Below are 19,397 nucleotides of genomic sequence, written 5' to 3' on the forward strand. Positions count from 1 at the left end.
TCATCCGCTTGACCAGGTCGCTCACTGATTTTGATGGCGGATACTCAATATGCAGATGCACATGATCCTTGCTGACTGCTCCTTTGAGAATTGTGACATCTTCTGCGTCACACACCTGGATAATCAGTTCCCGGCATCGCTGTTGAATCTCACCTTTGAGCACCGCGTAGCGATACTTCGTTACCCAGACGATATGGACTGTTAACCGTGTAACCGTGTGACTTCCCCGTCGTGGTTCTGCCATGATGGTTTCTGTCAAAGCTACCATCTTTGCAAATCTGCCTGAAGCCCTGGAAAATGTGTAGCAGCTAAAGCCTCCCACTAAAGTGGGTAGTTTTGACTAGCGTGCTGGGACAATAAAAAATTGTTTCCTGCTGGAGATTTATGGTACGGAATCCTTCTGCTTTACTGGTCGGGCTAGCGATCGCCAGTCTGGGTTTCACTGGCTTGCCTGTCCAGGCATCTTCAGTCGATGGGACAACCCTCTCCCAACAGGCGAATACCCTGCGAAAACAGGGACCTGAAGGGTTGCAGACATTCCTTAAACTCTATGCCCGCGATCTGGCTCCCGGCACCGTACCTTCCACCCCCCTCCGGTCTGCTCTGGATCAACTTTGCCAGCAACGGGATTGCTATGCCTCTCGCCTTTACTGGCATACCAACCTGGAACAGGCAAAAGCGGCTGCCAGAGCCAGTGGCAAACCGATTCTGTCTTTGCGCCTTTTGGGCAGGCTAGATCAAGATTTGAGTTGCGCGAACAGCCGCTTTTTCCGGGTAGCGTTGTATCCCAACGCTGAGATTTCCAAATTTTTGCGCGATCGCTACATTCTCCACTGGCAGTCTGTCCGCCCGGTGCCAAAAGTCACTATAGACTTTGGGGATGGACGCAAGCTGGAACGCACGATCACGGGCAATAGCATTCACTACATTCTGGACGCAAATGGTCGTCCGATTGAGGCACTGCCGGGGTTATATGGTCCTCAAGCCTTTCTGCGTCAGTTACAGCGGGCAGAGCAGACTGCAAAGGAATTTAGCCAGAAACAGCCAGGTGAAGAGCAGGAGACCTTTCTACGCCAGTACCATCGCGATCGCCTCACTACCATTCAAACTCAATGGGCTACCGAGCTTTCCCAAATGGGAATTTCCGTCTCTGCCCAATTGAACTCGGTACCAGGCACCTCTAGCCCCGCCCCCACTGCCGAAGAAGCTGGGGTAGTGGCATTTACCAAAATGGTTACTGAGAGACCACTGATTCGCTCGCTCCAGTCCACCGCTTCCCAAAATCAGCAAACCCTGGCGGAAATCACCGACCAGCCGACCTGGACCAAACTGGCTCAGGTTCATGCTGCCGATGCCCGCTTAGACCCAAACAGCATGGCACTGATTCGAGCCAAAAAGGTTTCCTCTAATCACCCTGCTTCTGCAACAGATTTGCGATCGCTGGTCAACAATCTGGAAGCGGCGATCGCCCTGGACACGGTTAGAAACGAATACCTGCTCCATAACCAGATCCACCAATGGTTTGTGCAGGATAGCTCAATCAGCGATGTGGAAGTACTCAACGAGCGGGTCTATGCCCAACTCTTTCTCACCCCCAATTCCGATCCCTGGCTGGGGCTGTTTCCCAGTGATAGCTTCACGGCAATTGAAAATGATGGAGTTCGGCAGTAGAACAGGCTATAGGCGGACTGGATGTTAGTTGTTGGTTTTAGGTTGACTTTCTAACCACTAAAAACTAACAACCAACAACAGCCTGACCGATACCCAATTCCTCCAGGCAGTCTAGAATAAGTCTAGATGCTAAATGTTAAGAACTATGACTGCCAACGTTGAAATTTACACCTGGAGTATGTGCCCCTTCTGCGTTCGAGCTAAGGGGCTGCTTGACAAGAAAGGGGTTGAGTACACTGAATACTGCATTGATGGCGATGAAGCCGCACGGGCAAAAATGGCTAAACGGGCAAACGGACGGCGTTCCCTGCCCCAAATATTCATCAACGATCAGCATGTGGGCGGCTGTGATGACCTCTATGCCCTCAATTCCAACGGGAAATTAGATCCCCTGTTACAAGCAAGCTAATATGTTGGTTCTTGGTTATTGGTCATTGGTCATTGCCATCTAACCCCATTACCTATTTACCGTTTATTTCACTACTGACCACCCACCACTGACTCCCCTCCCATCCTGTGAAATTTGCATTCATCATTGATCCCATTCAGCGCCTTGATCCTGGTCATGATACTAGTGTGGCGCTGATGGAAGCCGTTCAAGAATTGGGTCACGAAGTCTGGATTACTCAGGCAAATCAACTCAGTGTGGCAAAGGGTAAGGCGTTTGCCCTGCTGCAACGAGTTCAACTTTTTCCAGTGCAGCTAATTGAGGGGCGATGGATAGCGGCAAATCCCTGGTTTGTGCTGGAGCAGCAGGTGCGTCTGTCTTTAGAAGAGATGGATGCCGTGTTTATGCGGACAGATCCACCAGTGACGGTGCCCTACCTCTACGCCACTTACATTCTGGATTACATTGATCCGGCGAAGACGCTAGTCGTCAACTCTCCCCAGGGAATTCGGGCGGCAAACGAAAAGATGTATGCCCTCCAATTCACAGAGGCAATTCCCGAAACCATTGTTAGCCAGAGTAAGCAGGTGATTCTGGAATTTGTCGAAGAAAAGGGAATGGCTGTCCTGAAACCGCTGGGAGGCAAGGCGGGAGAAGGAATTCTGTTTTTAGAGAGGGGCGATCGCAATCTCAATTCCCTGATCGAAATTAGTACGTTTCAGGGGCAGGTGCCCGTGATGGTGCAGACTTACCTGCCTGCTGCCAAAGAGGGAGATAAGCGCATCATTCTGCTAAATGGCGAACCGATTGGCGCGGTCAATCGCATTCCTACGGGCAACGAGTTTCGGGGCAATATGGCAGTGGGCGGCAGGGTTGCCCAAACCGAAATCACTGAACGGGAACGGAAAATTTGTACCCAACTGGCTCCAACCCTGCGGCGAGATGGACTGGTATTTGTGGGTATTGATGTCATTGGGGGCTATCTGACTGAGGTAAACGTTACCAGCCCCACCGGAGTGCGAGAGATCGATCGCCTAGAAGGAACCCGTCTCGGTCATCAGGTAATTGAGTGGATTGCTCGTAGTCAGTCGTGAGGGCTATTTGTCATACCGTCTTTTGAAGTGGATGGGGAGTATTTGCCCCTGATGAACCTCGTTACTTAATGCTGGGTCTGTATCACTGCGGTTAAGATTTAACAGTACTGAGAAAGCTTTTTAGAACCGCTGAACTGTTACCAGACTGCCAGACCGCAACAATTTCCAGAATTGGAGATGGTTCCTGAATATCGCGGTAAACTACGCCAGTCCGTTTAAGATCTTTCACATTAGATGGCAGCAGTGAAACACCTAAATTTCCAGCAACCAGACTCAACACGGTTGTAATCCAGGCGGCTTCTTGAACAACAATCGGCTTACAGTTAGCTCTAATGCAAAATTGATCAATTTGATCGCGTAAGCCATACAGCAGGGTGCGTGGCGGCAGGACAAATCGTTCGCCGTTAAGCTGTGCCAGAGAAACGCTTGATTGGCTAGCAAAACGATGATTTTTGGGTAGAACAACGACGAGGGTTTCCTGGAGGATTGGCGTGACTGAAAAAGTGTCGCTGCCGCCACTAATGAAATCTTGCAAGTTGTGTTTATGGAAGAAGCCAATATCAATTTGATGGGTTTTTAACTGTTTGATTTGTTCATAGGAAGCCAGTTCGTACAGGACTAAATTTACATTTGAAAACTGGCTACGAAAGGTTTGCAGAATGGCAGGTAACTGACTGTTGGCAATTGAGGTATTGATTCCTACATTCAAGCGACCCCGTTGTCCTGCGTGAGTTTCCTGGGCGAGTTCAACTGCTTGCTGCATTCGAGTCAAGATTTGACCCGCTTCCTCCAGGAAAGCTTGTCCAGTATCCGTTAATCCCAAGGGACGGCTAGTGCGATCGAAGAGGTCAAAGCCTAACCTTGCTTCCAGTCGCTGGATTTGTTTACTCAAAAAGCCTTGATCAAGCCCTAGGGCGATCGCCGCCTGGAGAAACCCCTGGTGCTTTTTCACCGCGATCGCATACTCCAGATGCCGAAACTCAAGCTCACGCCACCTTACAGACTTCATAAGCACTATGACGATTTAGTCATACATCAATGCCAATAATGGCAATCCTATCATTTTTACCTCCTATATGCTGTGGTCATCTAAGCAAAAAGCTTAGTCATAACTTACCGAAATTTAAGGGTGAGGGACATGAGCAAGATTAGACGTGTATTGATTGTGGGTGGAACGCACGGTAATGAATTGATTGGGGTATACGCAATTAGGAAGTTTGAGCGATGTCTCGATCTAATTCGTAGACCCAGTTTTGAAACAATTACTCTTCTGGGAAACCCTAAAGCTATAGCAGCCGGTGTACGCTACATAGATGAAGATTTGAACCGTTGCTTTGCGTTTCAAGAGATAGAAAAAGCAGCCAATCTTAAATACGAAATTCAACGAGCTGAAGAAATCCGCAGTGAATTTGGGCAAGCAGGACGAACACCTGTAGATTTCATTATTGATCAGCATGGCACCACTTCTAATGCAGGGCTAATGCTAATTCTGGACACTCTTAATGCTTTCACGCTAAACCTGGCAACCTATTTAAGTCGGTTAGAACCTGCGCTCAAAGTCTACAGTTCCTATGCCTCTGGACGGAATCAGGATTCATTGCGATCGATTGCTAAATATCGTGTTGGGATTGAGGTCGGTTCAGTCGCCCATGGAACTCTCCACGCAGAGCTTTTCCAAAAAACTGAGACATTAATCTATACGATTTTGGACTATTTAGAACAGTACAACAGTGGTCGTATTGCGGTTGAAAAAACATCCTTCACTCTTTATCAGTATGTTGGTGCGGTTGACTATCCCAAAGATGAAGATGGTGAAATTTTAGCCATGATTCATCCCCAAATTCAGTTCAAAGATTACGAGGCTTTGAACCCTGGCGATCCGATGTTTCTAACCTTTGATGGGGTAGCGATCGCCTATCAAGGAGACTCAACCGTTTACCCAGTTTTTATTAACGAAACCGCCTATTACGAGAAAGGTATTGCAATGTGTCTGACTCAAAAACAGCAAATTGAAATCAGCTAAATTCTGGTCATCCTAATGCAAGGAGATGTACTGATTCATGTCCAGAAAACATTTGTTTTTGGCTCAGTTAGGATTCACTCTTTCTGTGAGTTTATATGCTGCCAGTGATCTCATTAATCCAGGTTTGTCACGCTCTGCCATTTCTCAAACTGCGATGGGGCAGCAGATACAGCAACAACTGCATCAGCCAACTAGTCTGGAATCGCTTTTTGCTCGGCTTGACGTAGGAAAATGGGTTTGTTTCAGTATTCCCAACCCAAATCAATCAACTGCATTTCATTTAGGGGGCATACCTGATCGAGAAAATAGTGAATTCGTGTTATACGTTGATGCAAAGAATAGTTTTCAACTGAATGTCTGTACAGTTGGAGCTTTTGAAGCGCTCCACAATCAAGCATTTGAAATAGGAATTTGGATACCCAAAATCAGGGGTGGCTCAAGAAAAATCACACCTGTTTGTGATGGGGAAATGAAGACTGTCTAACTTGTGGTTTTATCATGGCTCAAGGTTTGCTCACCTTCCAAAAGACTCAACCTACTCCACTCTTTGTTCAATTTCAGTAAGTGGGAGGTGTAATTCTTTGTAGGATGCGGCAATCTCTTCATGAAACAACAACTCTTGAACATTTAACAGCCCCATAACGAGCGATCGCGCCCTTTGCCGGATCTTGCTGGTTTACCAGCCATGCCCACATCTGATCGCCCAGGCAAAAGTGCCACCATTCGTTCGGGTGCGGCTGAAAGCCAGCCCTCATCATCACTTCCCGTAAAAGTTGACGGTACTGATGATACTGCTGCTCCTGGAAAGTCTTGGCATCAGCGAAATGGTTGGGAAAGGAGCGGGGAGAAAGTTCATCAATCGGTGATCCCATCTCTACGGGTTGTTCCGTGTCATCTACCAGGGTGACATCCACCGCCGAGCCAGTACTGTGGGGAGGTGGGGTCGCCGGGTCTTGGCTGGGCACTGCCCAAAACTCGTACACCTGCTCCCAAATCTGCTGGCACTGTTCTTCCGTCAGGGAATCTAGGGATAACCCCTGTGCCTGGACAATTTCTCGAAAGGTATAGTCCACCATGAACTGTTGGACGGCGATCGGACGGTAGGCATCAAAAATTTGAATTCGCCATCCGAACTGTCTTTCCTGTAAAGCTTTCTGAGCGGCAATCAAACGATTGAGAACACTCTCGCGCAGGTAGAAAGGGGATTTATCACCGTAGGGAGCGCCCACTTTTGCGTAGGGATGGGGCAACACGAAGGCAAATATGTCTGGTGGAATCGGCAGCAGCGGTTCGCCGCATTCCTGGATGGGAATCAGCTTGTAGGGTTTCATGGAGTGAGGGGTCGAGGAGCAGTTAGTGATCGCCATCAGCGGCGTTCCCACTTTTGTATCCACATCATCAATTATTGCTTGTCAGTTGTTGGGGCTTGTTAGCCTGATTAGTCTATTTGGTTGTTTATGCAGCTATTACTCTCATGACTTCAAAGACTGTTGTTTTTGTAATTTTCCTGAGTCCAATCACTAAAGGAATATGAGAGTTCATCAGGACTAACAAACTCACCATCAATATCCATGATCTCAAATGGAGCAAGATTCAGTTAAAACATGAGTAATTGGCAAGAAATCCTCTTTGTAAGCTCGGTTAACTGAAATACAGTCTACAGGATCTCCTTGCAAAGCAAACTCGATTTCCCTGCCCTCTCTATCTACATAAGAATAGCAATAAGTAACAAAAGCCCAGGATTTATCGTTATTGATTCGTTTCTTAGTAGAAGGTTTGAATCCTGGAGAAGAACAGAGACGTTGAAGAACTTCTTCCTGGCTACCAAAGGGGAGTAGCTCCTGCATCATTGTTTGATTGTCTTTACTAGGAGAAGCGCGGAAAAGGAAATAATCAACACTCATTTCTCAGTAATCTGTTTCAGGGACAAATTAGCAATTGATACAAATTTAAACCTTAAAGATGCACTGCTGGCTAACTCTCAACTATTCCATATTCATGATTCGATCAGTCCTGGAGGGGGGGTAATTTCAATTCGGCGTTGAACAAGATCGACGACTGGGACGATCGCTTTGACAAAGGGAATCAGAACAGTCTGGGGTTTCTTTCCAGAGGCTTCTGGGGCAGGCAGTCGCTCGACTTCCAACAAATCATTTCCTGCCGAAAAGATCTGGATGACTTTACCAATCAGGGTTTGGGTTGTCTGGTCAAAGACTTCTAAACCAATCAGATCCAGGACATGGAACTCGTCTTCCTCCAGAGGGAGGCGATCGCCGGATGGAACCAGCAATGTTGCTCCCCGTAATGCCTCTGCCTGGGTGCGATCATCCACGCCTGCTAATTGGATAACATACATCCCCTTTCCATCTAAATATCTTCCACCGATCAACTCAATAGATTGCGGTTTTTTCTGTCCCGGTGGCAGTAGCCAGCGTGTTCCCGGCTCCAGAAACCGCTCTGGAAAATCTGAGTCAGGGTAGATCCGTAGTTCACCCTTTAAGCCCTGGGGAGCGACGATTTTACCAATTTCGATGAACTCGGTGTCAGGTGTTGGGGACTGGGTATTGGTTGTTGGGTGTATGTCAACCTTTTCCCCTCTGTCCCTCTGCCCTTCTGCCTCTCTGCTCCCTTCCTTTCTCATCTCCTCACCACCGATCGCTGGTAAACCGTCTTCACGACCTCTGCCAGCCGCTTCATCCCCGTCTCAATCTCCTGATCACTGCCCGTCAGGCTAATCCGAATGCACTGGTGGGTGTGTTCCCAATTTTCCCGTAGTCCGGGGAAGAAGGAACTACCAGGGACGACAATCACGCCCACTTGCTTCAACTCCTGGTAAAGTTCCCAATCAGTCATGGGGAGGTCTTTTAGCCAGAGCCAGGTGAAAATAGCACCTTCGCCTCGGTGCAGGAACCAGGGCAGGTCATCGGGCATGGTCTGGTCGAGGGTGTGTTCGATGATATTGATCTTTTTTTGGTAGAAGGGGCGAATGACGTTGGCAGCAATGTCTGCCAGGGCACCGGAGCGGATAGCACGGGCGGCGATCGCCTGCCCATAGCGGGGCGAGTGAATACACATATTTGTCTGGAAGCATTCCAGCGTCTGAATCACGTGCTCGTCTCCGATCGCAATTCCAATTCGTTCGCCAGGTAGCCCTGCTTTGGACAGACTCATACAGTGGATGATGTTGCCGCCAAACATAGGCTCCATCTCTGTAAAGTTCAGTGCCGGAAAGGGCGGAGCATAGGCAGAGTCAATGAAGACCGGAATATCGTAAGGAACCGCCAGCCCTGCGATTTTTTTCACCTCATCATCAGTCAGGACATTGCCCGTCGGGTTACAGGGGCGGGAAAAAAGGACACCGCCGGTCGTCTCGTCAATTTCCAGTTGGCTGAAGTCGGGGCGGTATTTGAATCGGTGAGCCGGGGCATCAATGTCGAGAAACGGCTTATAGGCAACCAGTGCTTCAGGCGTGAGGGTCACGCCGCCATAGCCGGTATAGTCGGGACTGAGGGGAAGCACAATTTTTTTCAGTGTGCCACTGCTGGTATAGCCACCGAAGGCATTGGCGGCATAGAAATAAAGGCTTTGACTACCGGGTGTGATCAGAATGTTGCGATCGCTTAAAGCCAGCCCATAGCGCTGGTTAAAGTCATTAACTACCGCTTCCACCAATGGCTGATATCCCTGGCTTGCCCCGTAACGACAGACAACCTCACCATATTCTGGGCTGGCGAGCAAGTCGGCGGTACAGTCCCGCCATAGTTGCTCTACTTCTGGCAGGATCAGGGGATTCCCTGCACTCAGATTGATCAGATCCTGCCCTGCCCCGGCTCGTAAAGTCTCATTAATGTCTTTCATAATCGCCCGAACTCCGGTCAGGCGAGACATTTCGTTGCCATAGTGACTCAGGGCAGGTTCCATAGGTTTGCAGATTCCGACAATCTAGTGAGTGGATGCGATCGCAAAAACGTACTCCCAAGCGTGAAACAGCCGCCCCGTCTTAGATGGGCACGTTAATCAGCTCTTTAGGAAGATTTAACAGCACGTTACTGATGCTAACTAATGCTACCTGGAGAATGCCACGATGTGACAGAGGAGGCATAGGAGGTGGTAGGTAAGGTAAATTTTCTTAGCAAAATTCTTAAAGAGCTTCAAAGATTGTTAAAAAAATCCTGCCTGTTCTCCAAATAGAGGCAATCTAGAACCATTGTGTAGAATTAGACAGCTTTTTCTCAAAAACATCCTGTACATCTTCGAGAAAGTTGCGGTCTGAGCCTCTGGAAAAGCGTGAATTATCTGTGCTGTTCCATCCTTTCCGATTTATCCAGAGTCCGATTCAGTTATTCCAGGAATTTCTGCTGATATGGTGAATACATTTGCTTCGACACCGGCTGAACACCTGCGTGCCAAATTGCCGCGATCGCTCAAGCGATTGGCGGATCTGGCATACAACTACTGGTGGTGCTGGGCGTCTGACCAGGTTTCGCTATTTGAAACCATCAATCCCGATGAGTGGGACCGCTGTGGACACAATCCCGTAGTTCTGCTAGAAACGGTTTCCTACGAACGCCTGACTCAACTGTCAATTGACCCCTACTACCTCAAACGGGTGAAGGCGCTAGCGGGAGAGTTTGACCGCTACATGGATGCCAACGACACCTGGGCAAGTCGGGTCGCTCCTCAGATTTCTAAGGACCATCCAGTCGCCTACTTCTGTGCTGAGTTTGGGCTGCATGAATCGTTGCCGGTTTACTCTGGTGGCTTAGGCATTTTGGCAGGGGATCACCTCAAGTCTGCCTCTGACCTGGGCGTACCGATGGTTGGTGTGGGGCTGTTTTACCGGCAGGGCTACTTCCACCAGCGACTAAACCGGGCTGGCTGGCAGGAAGACTACTATACAGACAATGTGTTCGACCGAATGCCTGTGGAACTGATCAAGGATGCCCACGGCGAACCGATCACCATTGAACTGCGGGTTCGTGCCCGGATGGTCAAAATTCAAATTTGGCGTGTCCAGGTGGGGCGAGTAGCCCTCTACCTGCTCGACACCGACCGGGAAGATAATGATCCCATCGATCGCTGGCTGACTGGGCACTTGTATGGGGGCAATCAGGAAACGCGGATTGCCCAAGAAGTGGTGCTGGGAATTGGTGGTGTCCGTGCGTTACAAGCCCTGGGCATTGAACCGGGAGTCTATCACCTGAATGAAGGACACGCCGCATTCTGTCTGCTGGAAGTGGCGCGGATGGAGATTCAGAAGACGGGCAAGTCCTTCTATGACATTGAAGCAACCGTGCGCGATCGCTGCGTTTTCACCACCCATACCCCTGTTCCGGCTGGACATGATGTGTTCTCGGCTGACCTGATGGATTCCTTCTTTGCCCACTATTGGGATCAGTTGGGGCTTTCCCGTGAGCAGTTTTTGGCACTGGGTGCCCGCCGCCTGGGTGATCCCTGGGAACCCTTTGGCATGACGGTTCTGGCACTCCGTTTAACCCGTGCAGCGAATGGGGTGAGTGAACTACATGGACACGTCTCCCGCACCATGTGGACGATTCTCTACCCAGATCGCAATGAAGATAAAGTGCCCATCGGCTACATCACGAACGGGGTGCACGCCTCTACCTGGACTGCCTCGCTGATCAGTGATTTATATACGGAATACCTGGGTTCGGATTGGCAAACCAAAATGCTTGACCCAGAAGTATGGTCAAAGATTGATCAGATTCCTGATGAGGAAATCTGGTGGCGGCATATGGTGTTAAAGGAGCGGCTGATTGCCCATGCTCGCCACAAGATCAAGCATGCGCGGCAAAATCGCGGCGAAGATTGGGATCTGGTCAATGCGGCTGACCATATTCTCGATCCGAATGTGTTAACGATCGGGTTTGCCCGCCGGTTTAGCCCTTACAAGCGGGGCAACTTGCTACTCCGGGATGCTGAACGCGCCATGAAGATTTTTGGCAACCCAGAACGCCCAGTCCAAATTATCTTCTCTGGCAAAGCTCATCCAGCGGATGAAGAAGGGAAGCGTATCATTCAGCGTCTGATGGAATGGTGTAAACAGCCCTCCCTGGGCAAGCGGGTCGCATTTGTTGAAGACTATGACATGTATACTGCCCGCAAACTGGTGCAGGGAGTTGATGTCTGGCTGAATAATCCCCGTCGTCCCCTGGAGGCATCGGGTACCAGTGGGCAGAAGGTTTGCTTTAACGGCGGCATCAACTGTAGTGTCCTGGATGGTTGGTGGTGCGAAGGCTACCAGGCAGATGCTAATGGAAAGGGGGTTAACGGCTGGGCGATCGGTGAAAATGCCAACACCAGTGACCAGAATCTTCAGGACAAGATAGACTCTGACTCGCTCTATCAGCTTTTAGAAGAGGAAATTGTTCCCCTTTATTACAGCCAGGATCAGGCTGGCATTCCCCACGGTTGGGTTCAGATGATGAAGGAGTCGATCAAGTCCAACTCGCCTGCCTTTAACACCCACCGTATGATTGCTGACTATGTGACCCAGGTTTACGCGCCAGGCACTCAGGCGAAGGTGGGGCTGAGTCTGGCGAAGGTGCCTTCGTAATTTGGATACAGGGTACAGGGTATCGGGAGTGTTAAGTTGAGAGTTGAAAGTTGAAAGTTGAGAGTTTGCACTGTTTATTTCCTTATTACTTAACTCTCAACTCTTAACTCCTCCCCCGTACCCTCTAACAATGACTGTTTGGGAAGTTGATTTTTATCGCCGTCCGCTACGCGATGAGGATGGCAAGCCGCTTTGGGAACTACTGGTCTGCGATACGGCTGGTAGTTTTCGGCATAATGCGTTTTGCCCACAGGCTGAGGCGGGGTGGGCTTGGCTAGTGGCTCGTCTAGAAGATTTGGAGGCGGCGGGGCTTGCCCTACCGGAGACGATCCGAATCTTTCGTCCGCAGGCGTTTAATCTGCTTCAGCCAGCTTGCACAGAGTTGGGAATTATCGTAGAACCAACGCGCCATACCCCAACGCTGAAGCGCTGGTTAGAAGACCGTGCCGGTGAATATCCAACCTTACCCAACTATACGAGACAACCCTACCATCCTCTGGAGTTAGAGCAACCTCCACCAATTCCCTTGCCTGAGAACCTTTGGGGCGATCGCTGGGGCTTTACCAGTCTCCCAGCGGCTAACCTGGTGGAGGCATTTTGCGATCGCCCCATTCCCATCCTGGTCATGCCGGAAGCTCTGTTTCCCCTGAATCTCAACCTGGCTTCCACGGTTTTGATTCCAGGGGTGGTGATTACGGCGGGACGGCGCTCCCTATCCCTTGCCCGCTGGCTCCAGGAAGTTCACCCCGTTTGGTTGAACCATATTGCCGGTGCGCCCGATGGGCTGATTCTTGAAGCTGGACTCAGCGATCGCTGGGTGGTTGCCACCTTCGAAGATGCAGCCGTCAGGGCATCTGCCCAGCAATTTGAGAGTCGTAAGCAGCAAAGCAAAGGGCTTCATTTCCTCCTGGTACAGCCTGATGACTCCGGGATGACCTACAGTGGCTTCTGGCTCCTAAAACAGGATTAAAATTTCATGGCGTATCGCTCTAAAACTAATACGATCGCCCTATAGCGAAAGAGGGATTCAGAATGAGCGCTGAAGTGAAGGTAGAACTGTTGTCTCTATACGAGAAGGACTACCAACGCTGGCTGGATAAAACGCTAGAGCAATTGAAAGCGCACGATTTTAGCCAGATCGATCTGAAGAACTTGATTGAGGAGATAGAAGACTTGGGCAAGCGTGACAAGCGAGCGATTGCCACTTATTTAATGCGGCTCTGTGAACATTTGCTCAAAATTAGGTATTGGGACTCCGAACGGGAGAGTTGTTTTAGAAGTTGGGATTTAGAAGTTACAAATTTTCGCTTGCAAATCCAGTCTATCCTCCAGGATAGTCCCAGTCTCAAAAGCTATCTTCAGGAGAATTTTGGTTCCCAGTACCGGAACGGGAGAAAGCTCTTTCTAAAAGCCAGCCAAATTGATTCTGCGATCGTTCCTGAATTGCCCGACTTTACCCTGGAGCAAGCTCTGGATGAGGATTGGCTAACCTGGAAACCTCAGTAACGCCCTTCATCCACTTTCAAATCACCCCGAGGAGCCATGCGAGCCATGATTTTAGACGCTCCCGGTCAACCGTTACGGAAAGGGGAGTTGCCCATTCCTGAACCTGGTGCGGGGCAGGTTTTGATCCAGGTTCATACCTGTGGGGTGTGCCGAACCGATGATCTGCATGTTGTAGATGGGGAGTTGACCCAACCGAAACTGCCCCTAGTGCCAGGACATCAAATGGTAGGAACGGTGCAAAGCTTGGCGAAGAATTCCTCGCCCTGGCTCCCCAAATTCCCATTCATACCCAGGTCGAACCCTTTCCCCTGACAGCAGCAAATGAAGCCCTGGCTGCCCTCCGCAACGGTAAAATTCAGGGGGCAGCCGGATTAACCGTTCGGGCTGAATGAACCCTCTTTCCTGCTCTGAAACATTCCCTATTTGCTCACAATCCCTGACCATTGGGCTTTTTTCTGACGGCTACGGCGATAAGAGAAAAATTTGTCTGGGTTCTGATAGGTGCAGAAAGGGGCGATCGCAATTTGTTCTGGCTTCATCCCTAGCTGCGACAGTTGCAGCGCGTTCACCCGCCGCACATCCAGGCGTACCCGCCCTGGTTCAGGGTCATCCAATACGGGCGAATCAGGCACCTGGCGTAAGGCACCCAGGGTTTCGTTTACATTGGCGGGGTCCGTCGCAACGATCGTTGAACCAACCTGAGCCGCCACCTGCTCTGAAACTTGATAAACCTCACCCGCGATCGCCGGTCCCAACGCTACCCGCAAATCCTGAAGTTGACTGCCCTGAGCCTGAAGCCGAGCGATCGCCTCTGGCACAATCTGCATCGCGGTTCCCCGCCACCCAGCATGAACTGCCGCCACCTGCCCCGTTACCACATCTCCAATCAACGCCGGAGTGCAGTCGGCACTACAGACCCATACCGCTTGCGCTGCCTGCTCCGTAATCAATCCATCTGCTGGAGGATGATCCTCCGATGGTTGGGAAATATTGCCAGTGGCGATCGAGCAAGTCTCCACCTCAGACGGAACCAGCACCGTATTGCCATGAACCTGCTTAACCCGATAGGTCTGGGCAGAAGGATGCAAAATCTCGGTCAACAGCACTGGAGGACGGGACCAAAATTGCTGAGTAAAGAAGCCATGAGACCAGTCCCCCAAAAGGCTACAGGTCAGGTAAGGTAAATCGTTCCAGTTACGCCATTCCCAGGTATGCATAGGAAACTCATCTCCTCAGCCAGTCCATGCTACCTTATGCAATGTCTCCTTTGTAAGCAAAAACAGCCATTCAACGGATTTCTGCCAGCCCTCCAGGCAGGATGAATCCTCTCATCTGCGGCAACTCTACCAAAACTTTTAAGAATGGCGGAATGTGTAGCCCTTTATGGCTAAAAGGATATCTGACAAGCGGTTGCATTGATGGATTGAGGGACAATTGTATCGAATGCTACAGTTTGAGGGTCCCGACACCCTTATTCAATAGGGGGAAAGGCGTTGCTGATTCTGGGGATGGAGAAGGTACTGTATGCTTGAAACTTCGTTTCAGTTCATCCTGCTTTTCAGCAACGTTGTGGAAAAACCATCGGATTGATTGCCGTGCAGTTCAACGACTACGACCCTGGAGATTTTTACGACGAACTTTTCGTGGCTAAAGGGCAACCTCGCCCGGACTCGTTGCCGCTGATTGATCGAATCAACTCCCTTTCAGCAAACGAGGTGCGGCGGCGGCAGCAGGCAGCTCAAATTGCCATGTTCAAAATGGGGATTACGTTCAATGTCTATAGTGACGGACAGGGAACCGAACGCATCTTCCCATTTGACATCATCCCCCGTATTGTTTCAGCGGATGAATGGGCGTTATTAGAAGCGGGACTGAAACAGCGGATTCATGCCCTCAATCTATTCATCGGAGATATCTACGGGGAGCAAAAAATCCTGCGGGATAAGGTTGTTCCATCAGAGCTAATCTACTCTGCAACTGGGTTTCTGGAACCTTGCCTGGGGCTACAGCCGCCTGGTGGTATCTGGTGCCATATTACGGGAACTGACCTGGTGCGCGATCGCGACGGTCAATGGTACGTCCTGGAAGACAATCTGCGCTGCCCATCCGGTGTCTCCTATGTGCTGGAAAACCGGCGGGTGATGAAGAGCACCTTTCCGCTGGTGTTTAATACGATGAAGATTCAGCCGGTGGAAGACTACTCCAGTCATTTGCTGGAGACGTTGTTGAATCTGGCACCCGAACACCTTTCTGACCCAACGGTTATTGTCCTCACACCCGGTATCTACAACTCTGCCTATTTTGAACACTCCTTTCTAGCACAGCAGATGGGGGTGGAATTGGTGGAAGGACGGGATCTGGTGGTGCAGGATGGTTATTTACAAATGCGAACCACTAAGGGGTTACAACGGGTCGATGTCATCTACCGCAGAATTGATGATGATTTCATTGATCCTAAAGTCTTCCGTCCAGACTCGTTACTGGGCGTACCGGGGTTGATGGATGTGTATCGGGCAGGACGGGTAGCGATCGCCAATGCCCTAGGGACCGGCGTGGCAGACGACAAGGTAATCTATGCCTACGTGCCCCAAATGATCCGCTACTACCTGAATGAAGATCCAATCCTATCCAATGTTCCAACCTACCTCTGCTGGGAACCGGAGCAACAGAACCACGTTCTGGCAAACCTGGACAAGCTGGTGGTCAAAGCTGCCAACGAATCGGGAGGGTACGGAATGCTGGTGGGACCCCATGCTACGCAGGAACAGCGCGATGATTTTGCTGAACGGATCAAAGCCTCTCCCCGCAACTACATTGCCCAGCCAACTTTGTGCCTCTCACGAGTGCCTACCCTGATGGACGATCGCCTGGAAGGCTGTCATGTAGATCTGCGCCCCTATATTCTGTATGGAAAGGAAATTTACGTCAATCCCGGTGGTTTGACCCGTGTGGCACTCCGGCGAGGCTCACTCGTTGTCAACTCCTCCCAGGGAGGAGGCAGTAAGGATACCTGGGTCGTTTGTAAATAGAGGCTAGTGGCTGGTTGCTAGAAATGAGCAGTCAACCGCTAATCCACCACTCATCACTAACCAACTGACATGCTTAGTCGCGTTGCAGATTCAATCTACTGGCTTAACCGTTACGTTGAACGGGCAGAGAACGTCGCCCGATTTGTGGATGTCAACCTGAACCTGTTGCTGGATTCCCCCAGCGGATTTACCCATCAATGGCAACCCATTGTCTTAACCACGGGTGACCTTCCATTATTTAAAGCGCGTTATGGGGAAGCCACGTCTGAAAACGTCATCCGATTTCTCACCTTTGATAGTGATTATTCCAATTCCATCCTGTCTTGTCTGCGCTCAGCCCGGGAAAATGCGCGATCGGTGCGGGAGGTTATCTCTTCCGAAATGTGGCAGCACGTTAACTCGTTTTATCTGATGGTGATGGAGGCTGCCGAGTCAAAAACGCTCCACGATCTTTCCAGCGTGCTCAAGTTTTACGAAGAGGTGAAGATGGCAAGCCACCTGTTTGCTGGGGTGATGGACGCAACGATGACCCATAGTGAGGGTTGGCACTTTGGGCAGATTGGTAGACTACTGGAGCGGGCAGATAAAACTGCCCGCATCCTGGATGTGAAGTATTTTATTCTCCTGCCCTCCGTGAACTACGTGGGCAGCACTTTGGACGAACTCCAGTGGATTGCCCTATTAAAGTCTGCCAGTGCCTATGAAATGTACCGCAAACGAGGTCAACATCGAATTTCGCCCAACCTGATCGCAGAATTTTTGATTCTGGATCAGGAGTTTCCCCGCTCAATCCGGTTTTCAATTATCCAGGCGGAGCGATCGCTGCACCAAATTACTGGCACGCCGGTTGGCACCTGGCGCACCTCCGTCGAACGCGCCCTCGGTCGTCTCCGTACCGATCTGGACTACCTCACCATTGACGACATCATCGACCAGGGTTTGCACGAATTCCTCGATAGCCTCCAAAGCCGCATGAACGATGTAGGAGAAAAGATGTTTGAGACGTTTTTCGCTTTGCAAACAGCAGGGTAGGGAGCACCTGTGCGTTACCAAATTAGTCACATTACAACCTACCATTACAGCCAGCCTGTCAACCTTGCTCCCCATCTGGTGCGGTTACGTCCTCGCAGTGATAGCAATCAAACGGTGCAGTCTTTCTCGTTGCTGGTGACCCCGCTTCCGCTTAATCAATCTCCAATTGTTGATCTGGAAGGAAATGCCATGATCAAAATTTGGTTTCAGCCAGAACTCACCGAATCACTGATCGTGCAAGTCCTTTCACAGGTGGAGACGCATCAAACAAACCCATTCAACTATTTGTTAGAACCCTGGGCGACCGGGCTTCCGATTGACTACCCAGCTTCTTTGTTGATGCAGCTTCAGCCCTATCTAGGAGGGCAGTATCCAGGATATACGGCTACGGTCGATCCGGTTGCGATCGCTCTGGCACAGGAAATTTTGCAGGAGGTGGAAGGCAATACCACTGCTTTCTTAGCTGAGTTGAACCAGACCCTGTATACAAACTGCAAATATATGATTCGAGAGACGGGCGATCCCCTGCCACCGGGTACTACCTGGCTGAATCGGGCAGGCTCCTGTCGAGATTTGACCGTTTTGTTTATTGAAACCTGTCGGGCGATCGGCTTGGCTGCTCGGTTTGTCAGTGGATACCAGGAAGGCGATTTGGACAATGATGAGCGACATTTGCATGCCTGGGCAGAGGTTTATCTGCCTGGAGCTGGCTGGCGTGGGTTTGATCCAACGCATGGGTTAGCGGTGAGCGATCGCCACATCGCCCTGGTTGCCAGTGCATCCCATCGCTATGCCGCCCCCATTGCTGGTGCCTTTAGTCAGGCGGGAGGAGCACAGACAGAGATGTCCTATCAACTAGTGATTCAGGGCATTGGGTAGACTAAAGGTTCAGTTTATGACAGCCAATCAGTCGGAACGCTATCTTCCCTTTTGCGATCGCACAGCTTTCAGAAATTCCTTGACTGCCTGGGGTTGCTCCTGGGGCAGGATATACGTGCCAGCAATGGTAGGTCCAGATCCGGAAAGAACGGAGGTTGGATTAAAGTTTTCATGGAGAATCGCTTCAATCGGTTAGATTTGGATCGCCCGGAACTTGCGTATAGTTGTCCCAATCAATATTAGGCATGCGATCGAAGGCTTCTTTGATCGATACCTCCCACATATTGCGGATCTTTTGTAAATAGGGCGCTCCTAGTCTCAGGCGCAGTTCATAGCGAATTTTGTAGGAGTCTGTTTCATACATCATCAGGTTGATGGGGGGACCGACTGAAATGTTGGACTTCATCGTGGAATCGATGGAGAGTAAGGCACATTTGGCGGCATCCTCCAGGGGAGTCTCAAAGTCTAGAATGCGATCAAGAATGGGCTTACCATACTTAGTCTCACCAATCTGGAGGAACGGCGTATCTTTCGATGCTTGGATACAGTTCCCCTGATTATAGATCAGGTAAAGCGCCGGATCTTCGCCCTTGATTTGCCCACCCAGCAGAAAAGAACAGGCAAAATCGATGCGGTCTTTCTCCAACCAGGGACGATCCTGTTCTTGCACCTGCCTCGACTTCAAGCCGATGTAGCGGGCAATCTCATACAGACTGGTAAGCGTATGTAAGTTCGTTTCTGCCTTTGAGATTAAATCCTGCCGCAGTAACGTCAATGTTCCCTGGGTAGCGGAAAGGTTGCCTGAAGTGCAGAGTAGAATGACGCGATCGCCTGGATTAGAGAAGTCAAACAGCTTTTGATGGGTAGAAATGTAATCGACTCCGGCATTCGTGCGAGAGTCCGCAGCCATGACTAAGCCGGTATGTGTCAGGATTCCAAGGCAATAGGTCATGTAGGCAGTAGGGATGAGGGGTGAAGGCGCTTTAAGCTCCTAATTTAGATCTTAAAGCGCTATTTGCATTTGAAGTGAACCAGAAATGGGGAGTGGGGAAGAGTTGAGAGTTGAAAGTTAAGAGTTGAGAGTTAAGAGTTGAGAGTTGTACTGACCACTGACCACGGACCACGGACTCCTCCCGAATTTGATGCGCAGAGAGTGCATAATCCTGGTAGATTAGGCGGAGTATCTGCAAGCGAGTTT

General features: G+C 50.2%; 20 protein-coding genes. 12 read left to right on the forward strand and 8 right to left on the reverse strand.

What is annotated here, in order from left to right; genetic code table 11:
- The coding region (gene tnpA / locus AC1S52_RS19930; RefSeq protein WP_482030861.1) for an IS200/IS605 family transposase at positions 1–244 on the reverse strand (244 nt) is incomplete at its 3' end.
- Positions 245–384: 140 nt separating this feature from the next.
- On the opposite strand from tnpA, the gene AC1S52_RS19935 reads away from it, so the two are divergent.
- From AC1S52_RS19935 to gshB, 3 genes are all read left to right on the forward strand, one after another.
- Positions 385–1,671, forward strand: a complete 1,287-nt coding sequence (locus tag AC1S52_RS19935; RefSeq protein ID WP_482030795.1) for a thioredoxin domain-containing protein — start codon at positions 385–387, stop codon at positions 1,669–1,671.
- 145 nt (positions 1,672–1,816) lie between these two features.
- The gene (gene grxC, locus AC1S52_RS19940) at positions 1,817–2,080 is read left to right on the forward strand and encodes a glutaredoxin 3 (protein ID WP_482030796.1); all 264 of its coding nucleotides are present in this window, start codon (positions 1,817–1,819) and stop codon (positions 2,078–2,080) included.
- 107 nt (positions 2,081–2,187) lie between these two features.
- Positions 2,188–3,153: a glutathione synthase gene (gene gshB, locus AC1S52_RS19945; RefSeq protein WP_482030797.1), complete on the forward strand. Its 966-nt coding sequence runs from the start codon at positions 2,188–2,190 to the stop codon at positions 3,151–3,153.
- Between the two features lie 91 nt (positions 3,154–3,244).
- Here the strand turns inward: gshB and AC1S52_RS19950 are convergent, their stop codons facing one another.
- Complete coding sequence (locus AC1S52_RS19950) at positions 3,245–4,162, reverse strand: LysR family transcriptional regulator (protein WP_482030798.1); 918 nt, start codon at positions 4,160–4,162, stop codon at positions 3,245–3,247.
- Positions 4,163–4,291: 129 nt separating this feature from the next.
- On the opposite strand from AC1S52_RS19950, the gene AC1S52_RS19955 reads away from it, so the two are divergent.
- A complete protein-coding gene (locus tag AC1S52_RS19955; RefSeq protein ID WP_482030799.1) occupies positions 4,292–5,176 on the forward strand; it encodes an aspartoacylase in 885 nt (294 codons plus the stop codon).
- 37 nt (positions 5,177–5,213) lie between these two features.
- Positions 5,214–5,660 (forward strand): hypothetical protein, encoded by a 447-nt coding sequence (locus tag AC1S52_RS19960; protein ID WP_482030800.1) that lies wholly within the window; start codon positions 5,214–5,216, stop codon positions 5,658–5,660.
- A gap of 118 nt (positions 5,661–5,778) precedes the next feature.
- Here the strand turns inward: AC1S52_RS19960 and AC1S52_RS19965 are convergent, their stop codons facing one another.
- The 4 genes from AC1S52_RS19965 to AC1S52_RS19980 form a co-directional block, all read right to left on the reverse strand.
- Positions 5,779–6,570, reverse strand: a complete 792-nt coding sequence (locus AC1S52_RS19965; protein ID WP_482030801.1) for a M15 family metallopeptidase — start codon at positions 6,568–6,570, stop codon at positions 5,779–5,781.
- Positions 6,571–6,753: 183 nt separating this feature from the next.
- Complete coding sequence (locus AC1S52_RS19970) at positions 6,754–7,080, reverse strand: hypothetical protein (RefSeq protein ID WP_482030802.1); 327 nt, start codon at positions 7,078–7,080, stop codon at positions 6,754–6,756.
- 92 nt (positions 7,081–7,172) lie between these two features.
- On the reverse strand, positions 7,173–7,817 hold the full coding sequence (rimM, locus tag AC1S52_RS19975; protein ID WP_482030803.1) for a ribosome maturation factor RimM: 645 nt from the start codon (positions 7,815–7,817) through the stop codon (positions 7,173–7,175).
- Positions 7,814–9,097 carry a valine--pyruvate transaminase gene (locus AC1S52_RS19980; protein WP_482030804.1) on the reverse strand — a complete coding sequence of 428 codons (1,284 nt, stop codon included), beginning with the start codon at positions 9,095–9,097 and terminating at the stop codon, positions 7,814–7,816. Before AC1S52_RS19980 ends, rimM begins: the two co-directional genes overlap by 4 nt.
- 442 nt (positions 9,098–9,539) lie before the next feature.
- Here AC1S52_RS19980 and glgP point away from each other — a divergent pair, with 442 nt between their 5' ends.
- The 4 genes from glgP to AC1S52_RS20000 all read left to right on the forward strand — a co-directional run bounded on the left by glgP (position 9,540) and on the right by AC1S52_RS20000 (position 13,571).
- Positions 9,540–11,753, forward strand: a complete 2,214-nt coding sequence (gene glgP / locus AC1S52_RS19985) for an alpha-glucan family phosphorylase (protein WP_482030805.1) — start codon at positions 9,540–9,542, stop codon at positions 11,751–11,753.
- A 130-nt stretch (positions 11,754–11,883) separates the two neighbouring features.
- A complete protein-coding gene (locus AC1S52_RS19990) occupies positions 11,884–12,723 on the forward strand; it encodes a Tab2 family RNA-binding protein (RefSeq protein ID WP_482030806.1) in 840 nt (279 codons plus the stop codon).
- Positions 12,724–12,785: 62 nt separating this feature from the next.
- Positions 12,786–13,259, forward strand: coding sequence for a DUF29 domain-containing protein (locus AC1S52_RS19995; RefSeq protein ID WP_482030807.1), 474 nt, complete (start codon positions 12,786–12,788; stop codon positions 13,257–13,259).
- Between the two features lie 36 nt (positions 13,260–13,295).
- Positions 13,296–13,571 (forward strand): alcohol dehydrogenase catalytic domain-containing protein, encoded by a 276-nt coding sequence (locus AC1S52_RS20000; protein ID WP_482030808.1) that lies wholly within the window; start codon positions 13,296–13,298, stop codon positions 13,569–13,571.
- Positions 13,572–13,678: 107 nt separating this feature from the next.
- On the opposite strand, the gene pgeF is transcribed toward AC1S52_RS20000, so the two are convergent.
- Positions 13,679–14,476 (reverse strand): peptidoglycan editing factor PgeF, encoded by a 798-nt coding sequence (gene pgeF, locus AC1S52_RS20005; RefSeq protein ID WP_482030809.1) that lies wholly within the window; start codon positions 14,474–14,476, stop codon positions 13,679–13,681.
- 378 nt (positions 14,477–14,854) lie between these two features.
- Here pgeF and AC1S52_RS20010 point away from each other — a divergent pair, with 378 nt between their 5' ends.
- The 3 genes from AC1S52_RS20010 to AC1S52_RS20020 all read left to right on the forward strand — a co-directional run bounded on the left by AC1S52_RS20010 (position 14,855) and on the right by AC1S52_RS20020 (position 18,199).
- A complete protein-coding gene (locus tag AC1S52_RS20010) occupies positions 14,855–16,288 on the forward strand; it encodes a circularly permuted type 2 ATP-grasp protein (RefSeq protein ID WP_482030810.1) in 1,434 nt (477 codons plus the stop codon).
- Between the two features lie 69 nt (positions 16,289–16,357).
- Positions 16,358–17,320 (forward strand): alpha-E domain-containing protein, encoded by a 963-nt coding sequence (locus AC1S52_RS20015; RefSeq protein WP_482030811.1) that lies wholly within the window; start codon positions 16,358–16,360, stop codon positions 17,318–17,320.
- Positions 17,321–17,329: 9 nt separating this feature from the next.
- Positions 17,330–18,199 (forward strand): transglutaminase family protein, encoded by an 870-nt coding sequence (locus AC1S52_RS20020; RefSeq protein WP_482030812.1) that lies wholly within the window; start codon positions 17,330–17,332, stop codon positions 18,197–18,199.
- A gap of 184 nt (positions 18,200–18,383) precedes the next feature.
- Here the strand turns inward: AC1S52_RS20020 and AC1S52_RS20025 are convergent, their stop codons facing one another.
- Positions 18,384–19,151 (reverse strand): proteasome-type protease, encoded by a 768-nt coding sequence (locus AC1S52_RS20025; protein ID WP_482030813.1) that lies wholly within the window; start codon positions 19,149–19,151, stop codon positions 18,384–18,386.
- Positions 19,152–19,397 lie beyond the last annotated feature (246 nt).

The sequence above is a fragment of the Kovacikia sp. CALU 1929 genome (assembly GCF_056784235.1).

Coding starts and splice junctions, on each gene's coding strand:
- AC1S52_RS19935 (WP_482030795.1), top strand. CDS start 385: ATGGTACGGAATCCTTCTGCTTTACTGGTCGGGCTAGCGATCGCCAGT.
- grxC (WP_482030796.1), top strand. CDS start 1,817: ATGACTGCCAACGTTGAAATTTACACCTGGAGTATGTGCCCCTTCTGC.
- AC1S52_RS19950 (WP_482030798.1), bottom strand. CDS start 4,162: ATGAAGTCTGTAAGGTGGCGTGAGCTTGAGTTTCGGCATCTGGAGTAT.
- AC1S52_RS19955 (WP_482030799.1), top strand. CDS start 4,292: ATGAGCAAGATTAGACGTGTATTGATTGTGGGTGGAACGCACGGTAAT.
- AC1S52_RS19960 (WP_482030800.1), top strand. CDS start 5,214: ATGTCCAGAAAACATTTGTTTTTGGCTCAGTTAGGATTCACTCTTTCT.
- AC1S52_RS19970 (WP_482030802.1), bottom strand. CDS start 7,080: ATGAGTGTTGATTATTTCCTTTTCCGCGCTTCTCCTAGTAAAGACAAT.
- rimM (WP_482030803.1), bottom strand. CDS start 7,817: ATGAGAAAGGAAGGGAGCAGAGAGGCAGAAGGGCAGAGGGACAGAGGG.
- AC1S52_RS19980 (WP_482030804.1), bottom strand. CDS start 9,097: ATGGAACCTGCCCTGAGTCACTATGGCAACGAAATGTCTCGCCTGACC.
- glgP (WP_482030805.1), top strand. CDS start 9,540: ATGGTGAATACATTTGCTTCGACACCGGCTGAACACCTGCGTGCCAAA.
- AC1S52_RS19990 (WP_482030806.1), top strand. CDS start 11,884: ATGACTGTTTGGGAAGTTGATTTTTATCGCCGTCCGCTACGCGATGAG.
- AC1S52_RS19995 (WP_482030807.1), top strand. CDS start 12,786: ATGAGCGCTGAAGTGAAGGTAGAACTGTTGTCTCTATACGAGAAGGAC.
- AC1S52_RS20000 (WP_482030808.1), top strand. CDS start 13,296: ATGCGAGCCATGATTTTAGACGCTCCCGGTCAACCGTTACGGAAAGGG.
- pgeF (WP_482030809.1), bottom strand. CDS start 14,476: ATGCATACCTGGGAATGGCGTAACTGGAACGATTTACCTTACCTGACC.
- AC1S52_RS20015 (WP_482030811.1), top strand. CDS start 16,358: ATGCTTAGTCGCGTTGCAGATTCAATCTACTGGCTTAACCGTTACGTT.
- AC1S52_RS20025 (WP_482030813.1), bottom strand. CDS start 19,151: ATGACCTATTGCCTTGGAATCCTGACACATACCGGCTTAGTCATGGCT.